We start from the raw sequence: 17,211 nt of genomic DNA, 5'->3' as shown, positions 1-17,211 counted from the left end.
ATAAGCTGTTGATATAGCGTCATTTTCCAGGGAGAGCGGCTCGTGTGGAACGAACTCGGTCACCTGCGAACGGGCGAGGTCGATCAGGTCCTGGAGCACGCCGTCGGGCGGATGCTCCGTTACCTCCGGCGGCACGGGCATCGCGAGATCGAGCACGACGTCGAGGAGGACAACGAGCCCGAGGCCGCGCTCTGTGCCTCCACCGTCTCGGGACGAGAGCCGCCCGCCGGCCCGCAATGGCTCCGCGGGCTCTCGTCGTATTGTCCGAGCGCGCTCGCTTACGACAAGCCGCTGTGCGCTGCGCTCGATGGCTTCACCTTGCACGCAGCGACGCGCGCCGGTGCGCACCATGCCGCGGCGAGGGAGGCGCTGCTGCGCTACGTGCTGCGACCCCCGATCGCAAACGAGCGCGTCGAGCCGCAGCAGGACGGCCTGGTGCGGCTCTCGCTCAAGCGCGCCTTCGCTGACGGGACTGTCGCGGTGGACATGGATCCGCTCTCGCTCCTGTGCCGCCTCGCGGCCAGCGTCCCGCCGCCACGCTTTCACACCGTCAAGTACGCGGGCGTGCTCGCCTCGGCAAGTCCATGGCGCAAGCGCATCGGACCGCGCCCTGCGAAGCCAGAAGAGTCTACGAAGGCGGACGATGACGCCGCTCCGAAACGCAAGCGTGGCGGCAATCGGGCGGTCGACAAACCGCGCCGAGCTCTTGCGCCGCACATGTGCGATCGATGTCCTCGAGGGCCCAACTTGCAAGGGGCGGATGAAGCTCGTCGCCCTGGTGACCGAGCCCCGGAACATCGTCCGCTTCCTCTGCGCGCTCGGCGAGCCGACCGATGTTCCAGCACGCTCTCCCAACCGCGGGCCACCGTACTGGAAAAGCACCGTTCTGCGCCGCAAGGCGCTCGGTGACGCCGGTATCGCATCCTCGGCCATGTGCTGGAGAAGGTCGGCGGGGGCTCGCTGCAGAGCCTGATGAAGACCTACATCTTCGATCCGCTGGACATGTCGAGCACGTCGTACCGGCCGATGCTCCACATGCCGGCGAAGAGCTATCGCTTCGTCGGCACGGCCTGGTCGAGCGCGCGCGGGCGCTATCTGCGGGGCGAGGTCCAGGACGAGACCGACTACGACATCGAGGAGAACACGGGCACGGCCGAGCATGGGCACCTCACCGGGTGTGACGGCCTGTTCTCGACGGCGGAGGATCTGGCGAAGTTCGCGCAGATGCTCCTGAACCGGGGCGTACACGTCCGGGGCCTCGACTTGCTCTGCAACCCTATCCTCTCCCTCTGTCCTGCCGAGCGGGTGATGTCGCGGTCCTGGGTGGAGCGCATGATGACGGTGCAGACCGGGAAGCTCGGGCTCCCGGCGCCGGCCGCGACGTTCGCGCGGAACCTGTTCTATTCGGGCAAGGGGTACGGGTTGGAGATGTACGATCCGGGCGCGTGGCCCGGCGGCGATCACACGTCGACCGTCGCCTATAGCAAGACCGGCGGCGCGGGGACGCTCCTCGTCATCGACCCCGATCCGGCGCGCGACCTGATGATCATCCTGCTCACGAACCACGGGCTCCCGAGCTACGATCACCTGGGGATCGACGAGGACCAGATGCTATACTGGGACGATTTCGACGCGATGTTCGGCTCTATCCGCGCGGAAGAGGTCAACGACGCGGTCAACCTGTCGCTGATGGACGTCCCGTGACGGGATCCATGCCGGCCTCGCGCTCCGCCGGCGATCGCGGCGGGCGCCGGAGTTGCGTCGCGCTCCCGCCTCGCTGAACGACGAACACAACGAAGCTCACCGGGGGGCGCGGCACCGGAATTGCCCCGCCTTCGGCGCGCTTTGCGCCGGGTGCGCTGCGATGGGGCGCATCGATGATCTCGCCCGGAAGGCTGGTAAACGGGCGGACCTCGGCGTAGATTCGCCTGGTATGGGCGTTGCTTGGCGGTTGCTGCGCGACGTGCCGGCGTTCGGCTGGTCACGTTGGGCCGTGATGCGGGCGGCGCACCGTCCGGCTGCATGCCGAGGAGAAGGCATGTGGTCATCTATCTGATGCCGTCTCGTCGAGGGACGGCGGTGAGGCGCTGGGAATGAAGAAGATCGCAAGGTTTCCTTTCGCAATGATCGCAGCGGCGCTCGTTGGCTGTGTCGCCGATGCTCCGGAGAGCGCGGTATCGGACGCCGTAGGAGGGGAGGAGCTTCGGACGGCGGAGTCGGCGCTGACGAGCGCCACCGCTGGGACTGTCACGGGCCTCGTCGGTCGCTGGAGGAGGAGCGGCTCGTCCATTTGCTCCGCCGTGTTCCTACCGGACGCCTTGGGCTCGGGGGGCGATTCAACCTGGGTCCTGACGAACCAGCACTGCGTCTCGGACACGGATCCGACCGTCTACTCGGTGGTATCGACCACCGGCCTCACCGCGAGCGTGGACAAGATCTACTGGCACCCGATCGCCGAATCGAACCTCGGCAGCGTCGGGAACCACGGGAAGGTCGATATCGTGCTCGCTCACCTCGCGAGCACCGTGGACCTGAACGGCCCTCCGATGAGCCTCTCATCCACCAGGGGAACCCGGGACGTGTTCCAGGAGAGCGCGAGGATGAACGGGGGCTGGACGTTCGCGTTCGCCACGGGGGGGGAGGCCGTGCCGGATCCTACCTATTCCACGCGGATTACGGTGGATATCGATGTGGAAGGCGGTGACTCTGGCAGCCCCATCTGGCGGGAGGCTCAATCGGGCGGCACGTGGGTGCTCGAGGGGATTCTCTCGCTGACCAGCGGCAGCGCGAATCACCCTTCTGGCTTCAATGCATGGCTCATGGACGCGTTCGCGTGTGGGGCGTTCGACACCAGCGAGCCTGACCCCGCCTTCTGCACCCCCGGGTGCAAGTGCGGCGCCGGAGAGGGCGACTGCGATTCGAACAGCGATTGCCAAACCGGGCTTGTCTGCGGCAACAACAACGGAGCCCTCGTGGGCCTGCCTGACGACTACGACCTGTGCGTCGAGTCGACCAGCCGCCAGTCGAGCAGCACGAGCGGATACTGCGATTCGATCGGCGGCTGTCAGATTTACGAAGGGGACTGCGACACCCATGCCGATTGCCAGGGCGACCTCGTGTGTCGTCCGAACATCGGGTACGCGATCGGCGAGAGCGACACGACCGACGTGTGCGATCTGCCGCGGATGCCTGGGACGATGGTGTTCAACAACGACAAGGATGATACCTCCGGCCGGTGCACGGTGGACGAGCCTTGCGGGCTCGGGGACGGCGACTGCGATTCCAGCAATCACGCGACCTGTCGCGGCTTCCTGAAGTGCAAGGCGAACGTCGGCTCTCACTTCGGCTATGCGACCAACTTGGTCGACGTCTGCGTCCACCCGGACTTCTACTAGACAGCGCGGCGCTCGGCCGTACCGGACACAGCGAAAGTGAACAGAAAGGACGCCAAGAGACACGTGAAAATCGCTCCTCTTGGCGTCCTTGGCGCCTCGACTGTTCAATCCTCTCCGACGCCGAGCGCGGCGCGGCCTTCACGTGGCCGAAGGCGCGGGGGGAGCGGCGCGCGGGGCGGCGGCGACCGCCGGGGCAGGGGCTCCGCTCACCACGAGGTGAATGAACTGCAGCTTCGCCACGGCGACGCGCGGCAGCACGAACGGGTAGAAGTCGTGCTGGCCCATGCTGCGCGACATCTCGTTGAGCACCGCCGTCAGCCGAACCCAGGCGTTGACGAAGCCGAGGAAGCTCTTGGCCTCCCGATCGTCCGGCCGCCACAGCGCGTCGGCGCCCCAGGGATCGGCGTCCATCTCCACCTCGTCGGCGTCGATGCCGAAGCTGAGCGCGGTGTCCACGGTGTCCATCATGTGGAGATAGTGGGCCTAGCACTCCGGCAGATGGACCCCGACCTCCAGCGGAACCTCGACCACGTTCACCGCGAGGCCGCCGCGCGACGTCTCCTTGTACTTCGACTCCATGTCCGCGCCCGTGTCGCGCATCGTCTTGATCACCTTGTCCAGGCTCACGAAGTGCGCGCCGTCGCCGTGCAGCGCCAGGCGCGCAGCGCTGATCGCCTTGATCGCGGCCATCGCATTGCGCTCGATGCACGGCACCTGGACGAGCCCGCCCACCGGATCGCACGTGAGCCCGAGGTTGTGCTCCATCGCGATCTCGGCCGCGTTCTCCGCCTGCGCCGGGGTGCCGCCCAGCCCCTCGGCCAGCGCGCCAGCGGCCATCGAGCACGCGGAGCCCACCTCGCCCTGACACCCCACCTCCGCTCCGCTGATCGACGCGTTCTCCTTGTAGAGAAGGCCGATCGCGCCCGCCGTCAGCAGGAACCGGACGACCCCCTCGTCCGTCGACGTCGGCACGAAGCGCCGGTAATAGTGCAGGACCGCCGGGATGATCCCCGCCGCGCCGTTGGTCGGCGCCGTCACGACGCGGCCACCGGCGGCGTTCTCCTCGCTCACCGCGAGGGCGTAGAGGCTCACCCAGTCCATCGCCGTCAGCGGATCCCGCAGGCCCGCCTCGGGGCTCTCGATGAGCTTGCGATACAGGGCCGGCGCGCGGCGCGTCACCTTGAGGCCGCCCGGCAACACGCCCTCTGCCCGGAAGCCGCGCCGCACGCACTCCTGCATCACCCCCCAGATCCGCAGGAGCCCCGCCCGGATCTCCGCCTCGGGACGGAAGACCTTCTCGTTCTCCAGCATGATCTGGCTGATCGACAGACCGCCCGCCGCGCACGCCGCGAGCAGCTCCGCGGCGCTGTGAAACGGATACGGGAGCGGCGTCGCGTCCTGCTCGATCGGACTCTCCCCCTTCGCCGCGGCCTCGTTCACCACGAAGCCGCCGCCCACCGAGTAATACACGCGCGCGCGCAGCGGTTCGCCGCCCTGGTCCAGCGCCGTGAAGCGCATGCCGTTCGGATGAAATGGCAAGCTGCGGTGCAGGAAGGCCAGATGCCCCTTCACCTCGAAGCCGATCTCGTGCCGGGCGAGCAGCGACAGCCGGCCGCTCTGCCGCACGCCCTCGACGATCTCGCCCGCACGCTCGACATCCACGCCGTCCGGCGTCTCGCCCATGAGCCCGAGGATCACGGCCTTGTCGCTGCCGTGGCCGCGGCCCGTGGCGCCGAGCGAGCCGAACAGCTCCACCCGGACCGCCGCGGTGCGGCCGAGCAGCCCCGACGCATCGAGATCCACCGCGAACATGCGCGCCGCGCGCATCGGCCCGACCGTGTGCGAGCTGCTCGGCCCGATGCCGATCTTGAAGAGGTCGAAAATGGTGACTGCCATGGATGCTGGAACGCCGGAGAGCCCTCGCCGGAGGGCCTGTCGACGCCCGCGGACACTACGGGATGGCGACGGCCACCGCCACTGTCGCGCCAGCGCGGCGCAGGGCAGCACACCGAACGCAGCGGCGGCGAGCGGGCGCAGGCCGGCGCGCCCGAGGAGCCCGGGAGAAAACGCCCGGCGCGCCCGACACCCGCCGGCGTGGCGCCCCCGTCCCGATGGTATACTCGGCCCGTCTTCCCTCACTTCCCTCACCCTCCGAGATGGGACCCCCATGCGCCATGTCCCGACCCTGCTCCTCGCCGCTTCCCTGCTCGCCCCCGCCGCCGCGCGGGGCGACGGCCCGGCCCCCGCGCCCTCGCCAGCGCAGGGCACCCAGGCCAGGCCGCCAGCGCTGGAGGTGACGATCGACCGGTCCAAGGTGGACCTCAAGGGCCGCCAGATCGAGGTCAAGCTGTCGCGCGCCGCCGCCAAGGTGCGCATCAAGGTCGTCGGCCAGTCGGGCGCCGTCCTCGCCGAGGAGGAGAAGCCGTTCGGCGGGGCCGCCGCCGGCACGCCGCTCGCCGTGACCTGGACGCCCTCGAGCGACGAGACCGTCGCGCGCATCGAGGTGTACGGCCACGACACCCAGGGCTACTGGGCAGGGGTCGCGATCATCCCATGGAACGTGAGCATCCCCCACGAAGAGGTGCAGTTCGAGACCAACTCCGACATCATCCGGGCGCCCGAGGTGCCCAAGCTGGAGGCGAGCCTCCAGAAGATCTCGGAGATCGTCGCGAAGACGAGCGAGCTCGGCAAGCTCACCCTGTTCATCGCCGGCCACACGGACACGGTGGGCAGCGTGGAGCACAACCTCGCCCTGTCGCGGCGGCGCGCCCGCGCGATCGCCGCCTGGTTCAAGGGCCGCGGCCTGAAGCTCCCGGTGGCCTTCGAGGGGCTCGGCGAGTCGGCGCCGCTCGTGAAGACAGCGGACCAGACGGACGAGCCGCGCAACCGCCGCGTCGACTACATCCTGTCGATCGAGCCGCCGCGGCTGCCGTCGGGCGAGGCGTCCTGGAAGGCGCTCTGAGGCGAGCGGGCTCCTGATGAAGACCACCGTTCTCGCCGTGGGGACCCGGGGCGACGTCCAGCCCGCCATCGCGCTCGGCAAGGCGCTCTCCGCCCGCGGCCACGCCGTCCGCGTCCTCGCCGGCAAGAGCTTCCACGGCTGGATCGAGGCGCACGGGCTCACGGCGACGCCGGCCAGCGTCGACACGGTCGACATCATGGAGAGCGACCTCGGCAAGGCGTGGGTGTCGCGCGGCACCGATCCCCTGGCCCAGCCGCGGATCCTGCAGCAGATCATCGATCGCTTCGGCGCGGCGATGGCCGAGGACGCCCTGCGCGCCTGCGAGGGCGCCGAGCTCATCCTGAGCAGCTTCACCTCGGACTCGTACGCGGCGTCGATCGCCGAGGCGTCCGGCGCGGTGCAGATCAGCATGCCGCTCCAGCCCTCGATCCTGGCCACGCGCCACGGGCCGACCGCGGTCGTCGCCCCCGTCCCGCGCCGCGACAGCCTGCTCAACCTCTTCGTCGGCAAGCTCCTGATCGAGCCGACGGTGTGGCGCTGGTACGGCGGCGTGACCAACCGCGTGCGCAAGCAGCTCGGCCTGCCGCCGCAGGACCGGCGGGGGTACCTGGCCGCGCTGCGCCGCATGCTGGTCGTCCACGGCTACAGCGCCCACGTCGTCCCGCACCCCCCGGACTGGCCGCCGAGCTTCCACACGACGGGCTACTGGTTCCTCGACGAGGGCGGAGGATACCGGCCGCCCGAGGCGCTCGAGCGGTTCCTCGCGGCGGGCGAGCCGCCGGTCGCCCTCGGCTTCGGCAGCATGACGTCCCACGATCCCGGCGCCACCACCCGGCTCCTCGTCGACGCGGTCGTGCGGAGCGGCCGGCGCGCGGTCCTGCTCTCGGGCTGGGCCGGGCTCGGCGACACAGCGCTGCCCGACTCGATGCTGCGGATCGACGCCGTGCCGCACGACTGGCTCTATCCGCGCGTGGCCGCCGCGGTGATCCACGGGGGCGCCGGCACCGTGGCCGCGTGCCTGCGCGCCGGGCGGCCCTCGGTGGTCGTCCCGCACCTCGGGGACCAGCTCTTCTGGGGGCGGCGCGTCGAGGAGCTCGGCGTCGGCCCGCGCGCCATCCCGCGGCCGCGCCTCACCGCCGAGTCGCTCGCGACCGCGATCCACGCCGCCGCGACCGACCCCGGCATGCAGCAGCGCGCCGAGGAGCTCGGCCGCAAGATCCGCGGCGAGGACGGCGTGGCGACGGCGATCGGCCACATCGAGCGGCACCTCGCGGCGCGGGCGTGACGTACGCGTCGTGCTCGGCGAGGCGCTCGCCGAGCACGATCTCATCTACGTCTCTTCATCATCGTCTCTTCGTCCTCTCTCACCCCAGCACGCCCGGCTTGCCCCCGGAGGCCCGGCAGCGCAAGGGAGTCGGCGATGGCGCAGGACAAGGCGTTCGCTCTGTGGCTCGTCCCCGGCGGCGCGCCGCGGGCGTGGCTCGCGGAGCTCATCGAGGCGCTGGCCCGGGAGACCGGAGGGCCGGAGTTCGCGCCGCACCTCACCCTGGTCGGCGGGCTGCGCGGCGACGGCAGCGCGCTGGCCGCGCAGCTCCGCAGGCTCGAGGACGCGCTCGGCCCCGTGGAGCTCCGGATGCAGGGCCCCGCCACCGGCACCTCCCGGCACAAGTGCGTGTTCCTCGACGTCGCGCCCACCGAGCCGCTCGCTGCGCTGCGCCGCGCCGCCCAGGCCGCGCTCGGCGCCGGCGAGAGCCCCTTTCGCCCGCATGTGAGCCTCGTCTACGGCGACCTGCCGGAAGGCCGCCGCCGGGCCCTCGCCGCAGATCCGCGGGTGCTGGCGCTCGGAAACGACGCGTGGTGGGCAGAGCGGCTCGAGCTGTGGGCCGTGGATGGGCCGACCGAGCGCTGGCGCTGCGTCGAGGGCGTCGCGCTGGAGCGCCCGTGAGCGCCTCGCCGCCGCGGGCACCGAGCATCGAGCCGCCCAAGACGTGTTCGGGCACACAGCTTCACCCGGTTGGAGTAATTCACAGGGATTTTGCGTCCTGCGCGCCCAATGCGGCTCTCCGAAGTATGTGATCCCCCGGATCTCGGCTAGCCTAGAGCCCATGGCGGCGGCTCCCGTTGCGGTGGGTGATGTGCTGGCGGGCAAATACCGCGTGGAGCAGGTCGTTGGTGCAGGCGCGATGGGCACGATCGTCGCCGCGTGGCACATAGAGCTCGATCAGCGCGTCGCGATGAAGTTCCTGCATGCGCCCGGCGTCGAGGGCGGCGACCCGGCGGAGCGGTTCCGGCGCGAGGCGCGCGCGCTGGCCAGGATCAAGAGCGAGCACGTGGCGCGCGTCCTGGATGTCGGTTCGCTGCAGGACGGAATGCCCTACATGGTGATGGAGTTCCTGGACGGGAACAACCTCTCCGAGGAGATCCGCGGGCGAGGTCCGCTGCCCGTGGTGGAGGCGGTCGCGTACATCCTCCAGGCGATCGAGGTCATGGCCGAGGCGCACGCCGCGGGCATCGTGCACCGCGATCTCAAGCCGGCCAACCTGTTCCTCGCGCGCCGGCCCGACGGCGGGCGGATCCTCAAGGTCCTCGACTTCGGTATCTCCAAATCGCTGCTCGGCGGCTCGCGCGACGAGCTGGCCCTGACCAAGACAGCGTCCCTCCTCGGGTCACCGCTCTACATGTCCCCGGAGCAGGTGCGCTGTGCCAAGGACGTGGACGCGCGCACCGACATCTGGGCTCTCGGCGTCATCGTGTACGAGATGCTGACCGGGCGGACTCCCTACAACGGCGACTCCGTGCCGCAGCTCTTCGCGTCCCTGCTCCACGAGGTGCCCCCCACGATGGCTCAGCTCCGCCCCGACATCCCGCGCGAGCTGGATACGGTGGTGATGCACTGCCTCGCCAAGGAACTCGAGCACCGGTGGAGGAACGTCGGTGATCTGGCGTATGCGCTCCTCGGGTTCGGTCCAGCCGGGGGCCACGTGCACGTCGAGCGCGCGCGCCGCGTGCTCGGGCTCTCGGACACCGGGCTGCCGCGGCTCAGCCAGCCCGGCGTGACGTTCGGCCCACCCGGCGCGCCGTTCGGCCCGCCCGGCGCGCTGACCGGAGGCGCGCAGCCCGGGGCGCGCCTGTCGGTGCCGCACGGCGGGCCGTCCCACGCGGCGTCCGTGGAGATGGGTCCCACGGTGAGCTCGTGGAGCCAGGCGGGCCAGCCGCTGCAAGCAGGGCGCAAGAGCGCGTTCGTTGGCCTGGCCCTCGCGTCCGTCGCCGCCCTCGCCGCCGGCGCCGCGATCTCGCTCGGCGCGGTGCTCTTCCTGCGCTCCGGGGGTACAGCCGACGACGCACAGGCCCCCGCGCCCGCGGCGACGCTGCCGCCGGAGACCGCAGCGCCGGAGCAGGCGCGCGAAGCGCCGGAGCCAGCGCGTGAAGCGCCGGAGCCAGCGCGCGAAGCCGCTCCCGGCGCCGCGAGCGCCGCCGCGCCCGAGGCGGCCCCCGCGCCGGCGCCGCCCGCGCCTGCCAGCGGCGGCCTGGCCGCGCCACCGCCGGCGGCGTCCTCCAGCCCGCCTGCGCCTCCCGCCGCCCCGCCGGCGAGCGCCGTGACCCGGCCCGCCGAGCGCCCGAAGCCAGACCCGGGAGCGCGCCCGGAGCCGCGTCGGAGCAACGAGATCAGCGACTTCGGCGGGCGGCGCTGAGCGCGGCGCCCGCGTCCACCGGACAGCGGCCCTCGGGCCCTGTCACGGACAGCTTGGAGGAGAGTACAGGACGAATGAGATGGCATCAGCGAAGCATCGCACTCCCCGCCTGCCTGGGTCTGTGCGCGGCGTTGATCTCCGGGGCGCTCCCCGCGCGGGCGGAGCCGAGCGCCTCCGAGAAGGCAACGGCGGAGGCGCTCTTCGACGCGGCGCTCGATCTGATGAAGGAGGGGCGCAGCGCGGAGGCGTGCCCGAGGCTGGAGCAGAGCCACCGCATCGACCCGGGGATCGGCACGCTCCTCTACCTGGCCGAGTGCTACGAGAACACAGGCCGCACGGCGAGCGCCTGGGCCACGTTCCGCCAGGCCGCGTCGGAGTCGAAGGCCGCAGGGCAGGCCGATCGCGCCCGCAAGGCGCAGGCGAGGGCGGCCCGGCTGGAGCCGAGCCTGTCCAAGCTGAGCATCAGCGTCGCGCCGGAGAACACGTCAATCCAGGGGTTCTCGGTGCGCTCCTCCGGAAAGCCCGTCGAACAGGCGGTCTTCGGCATCGCGATCCCGGTGGATCCGGGCGAGATCACGATCGAGGCGAGCGCGCCGGGGCATGAGGCCTGGACGACGACCGTGAAGCTGGGGAGCAACAAGGCCGCGGCGAACGTCGATGTGCCGCCGCTCAAGCGGGTCGAGGGACCGCCACCCACGCCGGTCGAGCCGCCGCCCAGCGAGGCGGGTGGCCCTGCGCCGCCGCCCGCGCGCGGCGCGCCGGCGGCACCGGCGCCGGCCCCGGCGGCGGGGTCGTCGGGCGACACGATGCGCCTGATCGGCCTCGTCGTGGGCGGCGCGGGCGTCGTCGGGCTCGGCGTCGGGACGTTCTTCGGCGTGAAGGCCATCTCGAAGAACGGCGACGCGGAGGGCTACTGCAAGGGCGGCAGCACGTGCGAGGATCCGCGCGGCGTCACGCTGACCGAGGAGGCCAGCAGCGCCGCCACCGTCTCGAACATCGCGTTCGGGCTCGGGGCGGCCGCGGTCGTCGGCGGCGCCGTGCTGGCGTTCGTCGTGGCGCCGACGCAGTCGTCGCGCGTTCAGGTGGGGCCGATCGTGGACGCGCGCAACGTCGGGCTGCGCGTCGGAGGGACCTTCGAATGAGGCGCATGATCGGGCTCCTGTCGCTCGTCCTGCTCACCCCGCCGGCGCTCGTCGGCTGGCTCGGCTGCCACGCCATCGCCGGCATCGAGGACCGCACCTACGTTCCACCCGAGGAGCAGGTGGAGCCTACCCCCGTGAGCGAGGCGTGCGCGTCGTACTGCGCCGACGTGATGGCGAACTGCACGGGCGAGCACCAGGCCTACTCCACGCTGGACACCTGCCACGGCGTGTGCGCGGCGCTCCCGCCGGGCGATCCCCTGGAGCCGGTGGACAACACGCTCGCCTGCCGCGCCCGCCAGGCGGGTCTGGCGGGGCTCACCGGCGAGCCCGCGGCGCACTGTCCGGCGGCGGGCCCGGGCGGCGACGGGGTCTGCGGGAGCAACTGCGAGAGCTACTGCACGCTGCAGGCGGCGGCGTGCTCGCCCGAGCTCGACACGCACGAGGCGTGCATCGCCAAGTGCGCGGGGCTCCCGGACGCCGAGGGGTTTGACGTCATCGCAAACCACGAGGGTGACACGCTGCAGTGCCGCCTCGTGCACGTGAGCTCCGCGACGGTCGACCCCGACGAGCACTGCGTTCATGCGAGCCTGATGCCGGTGGAGCCGTGCGCCGAGCCGGCAGGGACGGAGCCGACCTGCGAGGGCTACTGCCAGGTCGTCATGATCTCGTGCGAGGGCGACCTGGCCGTCTACGAGTCCACCGAGCAGTGCCTCGCCGTCTGTGCGGCGCTCCCGCCCGGCGGCACGGAGCACCGGACCGAGAACACCGTGGGCTGCCGCCAGTACCACGCCTACAGCGCCATGCTGGCTCCGGACACCCACTGCGGGCACGCTGGGCCGGGCGGCGACGGCCATTGCGGGACCGACAGCGACGCCACGACCACGGGCAACTGCGCGTCGTACTGCACGCTGCTCGAGGCGGCCTGCAATGACGCCTTCTACGAGCTGTTCGGCGGGGACCGGGCCGCGTGCGAGCTCGATTGCGGCGCGGTGTCGGGAGCGGGCCACGACTCCGGCTACGCCGTCGCGAGCGCCGAGGGCGACACGCTCGCCTGCCGGCTGCTCCATGTCAGCCGCGCGTTCGAGGATCCGAGCGTGTGCGCCGCGGCCGTCGGCGACGCCCCCTGCCAGTGACGGACGGCGGCGATCGCCGCGTCGACGGCTGCTTCAGCGGCGACTCAGAATCTGCCCCCCAGCGCGACACGGACCGTCGCGAGCTTGCCCTGCTCCAGACCGAACCCGAGCGGCTCGTCCAGCGCCACGAGCAGCCCGGCCCGGAAGTACAGGCCCGACGTGGGCGGCTCCACCCCGACGAAGGGCTCGGCCGCGAGTTGGAGCTTGTCGGTCTCCATGAGCGGGAACGCGGCCTGGAGCCGCGCGCCGACCCCGAACCCGCCCACGCTGCGCAGCTCCGCCTCGTTGCTCTGCTCGATGAAGAGCTCCGTGTCGCCGCTGTCCGTGGGGATGGCCAGCATCGTCACGAGATCGCTCCGCACATAGAACGCCTCGATCGGGCGCAGCTCGATGCCGCCGCGGACCCGCAGCGGGACGTGCTCCAGGAGCGCCCGCTGCGAGTCGAAGTACCCCCGCACGGCCAGCGCCGCCGCCGCGGCCGCCTTCGTGTCGTCGGACGGATCCTGCGTGATGGGGATGGAGGCCGAGAGCCCGCCGATGAGCATCATCATGGGGAAAATGCTCGCGGAGTAGTGGAGTCCTATCGAGGGATTGCCGAAGAAGAACCCCGCGAGCTCCGGCGCGACGGTCGCCGCGTCGTGCTCCGCCGGGCCGGGTGCGCTCGCCTGGGTGCTCCCGTACGCAAAAGGCAGCTCGGCGTCGAGGTGGAGCCCCGCGACGAGCTTGATCTGGGCGACCACCGCGAAGGACGCCACGAAGGAGCTCCCCTCCACGCCGTCGCTCGTCCCGTCGCCGCTCGCGGTTTCCCGGCCGGGGAGGTTCGCCTCGATGGTGCGGGTGAGCACGTCCGCCTCCATGCCGAGACGGAAGCCATGGGACTTCGCCCACTGCCCTTCCGCGACGGTCTCGTCCGCGAGCGCCGGCGCGGTGAGCGAGAGCACGAGAGAGAGGGCGGCGAGGGACGATGCAGGCTGGCGCATGCGGATAAGGGTATCGACTTTTCCGGACCGGGGCCATCCAGCGGAACCATGGAACAGGCAGCCCAGAGCAGGGGCCACGACCCGGGCGCCGGCTCCTCTGCAGACTCCGCGGGTGCATGGTTCGAGCAAGAGCATAACGACGTGCCGCAGCGCGAAACCAGAATTTAACGCCAAGGCGGCAAGGCCACGATGCACCTCGATCGCCGCGTCGACGGCGATCCTGGCCATCTCATTCTCGTCCATTCCCTCGCCGTCGTTTTGCGCCTTGGTGCGTTGGCGTTGAATTCTGGCTGGGGTTTTCGAACGTACGGGTAGGCGGAGATCGCCCTCTACCACGCGCTCGGCGACCTGCCAGAGCCGCCCTGGCTCACCCACAGGCTCTACTGACCCGGGTTTCGCTCTCTCGATGTTCGAACAAGCGACTTGGGCGCCGCGGGAGCTGACGGAGCCGCAGGCGGGGACTCGACGCTGTTCGTCGCCGCGGGCGCGGCGGAAGGAGCATGGAGGATAGGAAGTCCAGAGGCCATTCGAAAGTCAAGCCTCTCGTAGCGGCCATGCCAGTCAACCCGTTGTACAGCGGTGCTGCATACAAGGATTGACATAAGGCACCTGTTATGCGAACCGACGCCCTCGCTGAAAAAGCGATGCTATATCAATAGCTTACCCACGCATCGAAGGGGCTGCCTTCGCCCGCAGCACAGCCTGCGGGAGTTCGTCCAATCGGCCTCGCTTCGCCCCGGGCAGGACGATACTACCCTCGCCCGGCGTGCGGGCGCCCAACGACATCACGGCGCCGCCTCCCGCCGCGATCCAGCACCCTCCGGCGAGCGCGCGCACGAGCCTCGGCTACGGCATCGTCTTGGCCGTCGTCAACGGCCGCCGCGCATCGATTGGGCGTCCCTCTTCCGCCGCGTCTTTTTCGAGGACGTGCTCGCGTGTGTCCGTGCGGTGGGCGCCGGCGGATCATCGCCGACATCTCCGAGCACGAGGCCATCGTGGCGATCTTGACCCATGTGGGCATCTCGACCGAGCCGCCGCCCATCGCGAGGGCCAGAGACCCACCGTTCGACGCGGTGTGAGCCTCTCGGCCTCGTCCCTCGGCGCGCCGCCCGCGCGTGCCGGAGGCCCACCTCTGCCCGCTGCTCGACCAACTGCGAGCCGCGCACTCCTTCTTGGGTCTTTTCGTGCCCCGGGGCTCCCGGCTCGACAGCACGCCTTGACGTCCCGCCCGGTTCTACCTCGCGTAATCCGGCCGGCTCGTCCTATCCTCCCCGCTCCCGTCGCCGTCGTCGGCCCAGCAGGCGTCGTTCGTGGTGTGCTCGACCAGCTCGGCGTCCCCGGTGTCGAGCGGGGCGCGCCGGAACTCCTCGTGCTGGGTGAACTTCGCCAGCACCACCTCGCGCATGATGTCGTCTTTCACCTGCTCCCGGTCGGGGCGCAGCGGGCGGCTCCGCTGCCGGCCCATGCGGGCGCCATGCCGGGGCAGGAGGCGTTGCGGATCTCCTCCTCGTGGCCCGTGCCGGCGAACTTCTGGGCCTGGGAGTAGTGCTCGCTCGTGGGCCACTCCTTGCCCTTGAGCGTGACGGGATGGCGCGAGAAGTTGGAGAAGGTACCGTGAGCGTCGACAGCACGCGCATCCTCGGGGCACGGGGCTCGAGGTGTTCATGCCCCACGCGGACGGCAGCAAGCCAACCTTTGACATCCACGACGCGAACTCCTGCGCGATCCTCCAACAGGGGCCGGTCACGAGCGCCGACACCGGGCGGTTGGACGCGCATGATGACCGCTCGGAACGTCATGCGTATCCAGATCAGATCGCGCCGCTCAATCACACCGCCCGATGGGCTCGTCACAGTTGTCCGGGCCGCAGCCCGTCGGGTAGACCAGCCCGTCGACGCAGGTCAGGACCATCTGGCACATCATGTTCGGATCGCAGCACTTGCCGATGGGCTCGTCGCAGTTGTCCGGACCGCAGCCCGTCGGGTAGACCAGCCCGTCGACGCACGTCAGGACCTGCTTGCAGATGAGGTTCGGATCGCAGTCCGCGAGCGCCTGGGCCTCCTCGCCGACCTCCTCGGCCGGGATGGGCTCGTCGACCTGCGGTGCGCAGGCGCCCAGCAGGAGGCTGAACGCGACAGGGAACATGGCTGAAGGAAAAGTACGCATGATATATCTCCTCAGGGGCTAGGAACACAGGCCGAAGAGCCCGCTCGCGATCGATTCCAGCAATGGATGTGCCGCGGGGCGGGCGGCCGAATCACTAGAGAATTTCGCTACTGCGCAGATTGCGCAGCGCGAATCGAGCTGAATCGGCGCGATTTGTCGAGGTGCCTCGATGCGAGGCACCTCGACCCCTGACCTGGGATCTCTCGTCCGCGGCTCACTTCAGCTCGTAGACGTCGACCTTGTCCTCCATCACGTGGGGCACGAGGACGCGTCCGCGCCTCGTGTCGTAGCCGATATCCGTGGGCGTCTTCTGCTCGGGAATCGCGATCTCGAAGGTTCCGCCGAGCTTCCCGCGAAGCACCGCCGACGCTTCGTGGCTGGTCACGAGGAGCAAGTCTCCGACGGAGACCAGGCCGTCGAGGCGGCCGCCGGGCGCGGTGTTGGTCACGTCCTGCTTGGCGCCCTTCTCGTCGAGGCGGAAGACCTCGGGAGCGCCGCTCGAGCAAACGACGAGCCCCTTGTCCGTCCACGCGATGCCGTTCGGCATGTGCATGTCGGTGGTCTTCGCCAGCAGCTTGGCCTTGCCCTTCTCGATGACGTACATGGCGTCGCTCGACGTCGCCTCCAGGTTGCCGGTCGCGCCGATCTTGAAGCCGGAGTCGGACACGTAGACCTTGCCGTCCGGAGCCGCCGCGACGTCGTTCAGCAACGTCGCGCCGGGGATGGCGATCTCACCCGTCGGCGCCCCGGTCTTGAGGTCGAACATCCGGACGGTCGTGAGGTCGGCGACGTAGAGCACGCCCTTCACGATCGCCGAGCCCGTCGGCGCGTCGAGCTTGACCTTGTTCTTGCCGCCCTCGATCCACTTCAGGTTCGTCACCTGACCGTCGGGCGAGAGGACGGAGATGAAGCCGTTGTTGTCCTTGTCGTTCGGATTGCCGTTGACGTTCGAAACGAGGTAGCGGTCGTTGTCCGCGTCGTAGAGCACGCTCTCCGGCTTGGCGAAGCCGGTATACCTGGCGACCGGGCTCGGCGCGGCGAGCTTGGGCGACTTGGGCGCCGCGGGAGCTGGCGGAGCCGCAGGTGGGGACTCGACGCTGTTCGTCGCCGCGTGCGCGGCGGAAGGAGCGGAAGCCGCCGGTGCCAGCGCGTGCGGAGGAGTCTCGCCCCCGCAGGAAGCCATCGCGGCAGCAACGGCGACGGACGTGAACGTGCCGAGGAATCGCGCCATGGAGGCTAGGAAGTCCAGACGCCTTTCGAAAGTCAAGCCTCTTCTACAGGGGGTTCCCCTCGTCGTCCCATGTGGAGAATCCGGGCGCGTCCGGGCGAGGAGCCTTCACCACGCAGAAGCGCTGGCCGGTCGGCGCATCGAGCACCCACCACGTCCCGGCCTGCGTGACCCGCTTGGCGCCGAGCCGCTCGAGGCGGCGCACCTCGGCCTCGATGTCGTCGGTCTCGATGTCGAGGTGCACGCGGCTCCCGTGCTTCACGCCCTGCACCTCGACCACAAGATCGCGCTCCGCGGCGTCCAGGCGGACGTAGGCCTCGCCGTCGCGGCCACGCGATCGCATCCCGAGCGCCGCGCTCCAGAAGCTCGCGGCGCCATCGAGATCGTCGGTACGGCAGTCGATGATGAACCCGGCCAGGCGGCTCTTGTGCATGCGCTTCTTTACCACGGCGTGGAGGCGATGCGAGGGGGCGGGCATCCCCCTCGCCGGGCCTCACGAAGGCCGTTGCGCGC

The 17,211-nt window shown here is 70.5% G+C and carries 15 protein-coding genes and 2 pseudogenes; 10 read left to right on the top strand and 7 right to left on the bottom strand.

All coding sequences use genetic code 11. From position 1 onward, the window contains the following. Positions 1-111: 111 nt before the first annotated feature. The 3 genes from WMF36_RS09645 to WMF36_RS09635 all read left to right on the top strand — a co-directional run bounded on the left by WMF36_RS09645 (position 112) and on the right by WMF36_RS09635 (position 3,395). Entirely contained in the window at positions 112-909 is a 798-nt protein-coding gene (locus WMF36_RS09645) for a transposase (RefSeq protein WP_437581878.1), read from the top strand. 12 nt (positions 910-921) lie between these two features. Next, a complete protein-coding gene (locus WMF36_RS09640; RefSeq protein ID WP_437581877.1) occupies positions 922-1,704 on the top strand; it encodes a serine hydrolase domain-containing protein in 783 nt (260 codons plus the stop codon). Positions 1,705-2,300: 596 nt separating this feature from the next. Continuing rightward, positions 2,301-3,395 carry a trypsin-like serine protease gene (locus WMF36_RS09635; RefSeq protein ID WP_437579315.1) on the top strand — a complete coding sequence of 365 codons (1,095 nt, stop codon included), beginning with the start codon at positions 2,301-2,303 and terminating at the stop codon, positions 3,393-3,395. Between the two features lie 138 nt (positions 3,396-3,533). On the opposite strand, the pseudogene WMF36_RS09630 reads toward WMF36_RS09635, so the two are convergent. Then, a pseudogene (locus WMF36_RS09630) lies at positions 3,534-3,866 on the bottom strand (putative zinc-binding metallopeptidase); the annotation flags it as partial. Positions 3,867-3,878: 12 nt separating this feature from the next. After that, the gene (locus WMF36_RS09625; protein ID WP_437579314.1) at positions 3,879-5,291 is read right to left on the bottom strand and encodes an L-serine ammonia-lyase; all 1,413 of its coding nucleotides are present in this window, start codon (positions 5,289-5,291) and stop codon (positions 3,879-3,881) included. A gap of 271 nt (positions 5,292-5,562) precedes the next feature. Here WMF36_RS09625 and WMF36_RS09620 point away from each other — a divergent pair, with 271 nt between their 5' ends. The 6 genes from WMF36_RS09620 (at position 5,563) to WMF36_RS09595 (ending at position 12,324) form a co-directional block, all read left to right on the top strand. Beyond that, positions 5,563-6,357 (top strand): OmpA family protein, encoded by a 795-nt coding sequence (locus tag WMF36_RS09620; RefSeq protein ID WP_437579313.1) that lies wholly within the window; start codon positions 5,563-5,565, stop codon positions 6,355-6,357. A 16-nt stretch (positions 6,358-6,373) separates the two neighbouring features. Continuing rightward, entirely contained in the window at positions 6,374-7,642 is a 1,269-nt protein-coding gene (locus WMF36_RS09615) for a glycosyltransferase (protein ID WP_437579312.1), read from the top strand. Between the two features lie 135 nt (positions 7,643-7,777). Next, positions 7,778-8,302 (top strand): 2'-5' RNA ligase family protein, encoded by a 525-nt coding sequence (locus WMF36_RS09610; RefSeq protein ID WP_437579311.1) that lies wholly within the window; start codon positions 7,778-7,780, stop codon positions 8,300-8,302. Between the two features lie 160 nt (positions 8,303-8,462). Then, complete coding sequence (locus tag WMF36_RS09605; protein ID WP_437579310.1) at positions 8,463-10,049, top strand: serine/threonine-protein kinase; 1,587 nt, start codon at positions 8,463-8,465, stop codon at positions 10,047-10,049. Positions 10,050-10,180: 131 nt separating this feature from the next. Beyond that, the gene (locus tag WMF36_RS09600; RefSeq protein WP_437579309.1) at positions 10,181-11,191 is read left to right on the top strand and encodes a hypothetical protein; all 1,011 of its coding nucleotides are present in this window, start codon (positions 10,181-10,183) and stop codon (positions 11,189-11,191) included. After that, a complete protein-coding gene (locus tag WMF36_RS09595; protein WP_437579308.1) occupies positions 11,188-12,324 on the top strand; it encodes a hypothetical protein in 1,137 nt (378 codons plus the stop codon). Before WMF36_RS09600 ends, WMF36_RS09595 begins: the two co-directional genes overlap by 4 nt. A 44-nt stretch (positions 12,325-12,368) precedes the next feature. Here WMF36_RS09595 and WMF36_RS09590 read toward each other — a convergent pair whose 3' ends face one another. Beyond that, positions 12,369-13,304: a hypothetical protein gene (locus tag WMF36_RS09590; RefSeq protein WP_437579307.1), complete on the bottom strand. Its 936-nt coding sequence runs from the start codon at positions 13,302-13,304 to the stop codon at positions 12,369-12,371. A 935-nt stretch (positions 13,305-14,239) separates the two neighbouring features. Between WMF36_RS09590 and WMF36_RS09585 the strand changes: the two genes are divergently transcribed. Next, positions 14,240-14,383, top strand: coding sequence for a hypothetical protein (locus WMF36_RS09585; protein ID WP_437579306.1), 144 nt, complete (start codon positions 14,240-14,242; stop codon positions 14,381-14,383). A gap of 155 nt (positions 14,384-14,538) precedes the next feature. Here WMF36_RS09585 and WMF36_RS09580 read toward each other — a convergent pair. The 4 genes and pseudogenes from WMF36_RS09580 to WMF36_RS09565 form a co-directional block, all read right to left on the bottom strand. Then, a pseudogene (locus tag WMF36_RS09580) lies at positions 14,539-14,936 on the bottom strand (NADAR family protein); the annotation flags it as partial. A 192-nt stretch (positions 14,937-15,128) separates the two neighbouring features. Continuing rightward, positions 15,129-15,470 (bottom strand): hypothetical protein, encoded by a 342-nt coding sequence (locus tag WMF36_RS09575; RefSeq protein WP_437579305.1) that lies wholly within the window; start codon positions 15,468-15,470, stop codon positions 15,129-15,131. Between the two features lie 214 nt (positions 15,471-15,684). Beyond that, on the bottom strand, positions 15,685-16,701 hold the full coding sequence (locus tag WMF36_RS09570) for an SMP-30/gluconolactonase/LRE family protein (protein WP_437579304.1): 1,017 nt from the start codon (positions 16,699-16,701) through the stop codon (positions 15,685-15,687). A 43-nt stretch (positions 16,702-16,744) separates the two neighbouring features. Continuing rightward, a complete protein-coding gene (locus WMF36_RS09565) occupies positions 16,745-17,131 on the bottom strand; it encodes a VOC family protein (RefSeq protein WP_437488799.1) in 387 nt (128 codons plus the stop codon). Positions 17,132-17,211: the final 80 nt, after the last annotated feature.

It is taken from the genome of Sorangium sp. So ce887, from assembly GCF_051521455.1.
Classification (GTDB): domain Bacteria; phylum Myxococcota_A; class Polyangia; order Polyangiales; family Polyangiaceae; genus Sorangium.
This window is presented reverse-complemented; position numbering and strand designations above follow the sequence as displayed.